Below are 289 nucleotides of genomic sequence, written 5' to 3'. Positions count from 1 at the left end.
AATTATTTATGATAGACAGAAATGATAGAAGAAACAAGTACGCTTATAGAAAAAGCCCCTCTGCCATGAAGCTTGCAAAGGGGCTTGCCTATGAGCTAATCTAACGAATAACCGTCTTGCCACTTGCAGTAGTATCATTATTACTGAATTTTAAGAATAGCTTGCGCAGGTACGGCAGGACGAAGTAATCTAATCCGAATTTACCGGCGTTTGTGCCTGCAACCAAGATGATCGTTCCGATAAGGATCATCCAAGGGTTAGTCGATACGGTGCCTGCGAACATAAACAT

At 41.9% G+C, this 289-nt stretch carries 1 pseudogene; it reads right to left on the bottom strand.

What is annotated here, in order from left to right:
* Positions 1-100 precede the first annotated feature (100 nt).
* Positions 101-289, bottom strand: a pseudogene (locus tag FJQ58_RS00280) (Crp/Fnr family transcriptional regulator); the annotation flags it as partial.

The sequence above is a fragment of the Paenibacillus paridis genome, assembly GCF_006345825.1.
GTDB lineage: Bacteria > Bacillota > Bacilli > Paenibacillales > Paenibacillaceae > Pristimantibacillus > Pristimantibacillus paridis.
Note: the sequence above shows the minus strand (reverse complement) of the source record. Positions and strands in the feature narration are given on the sequence as shown.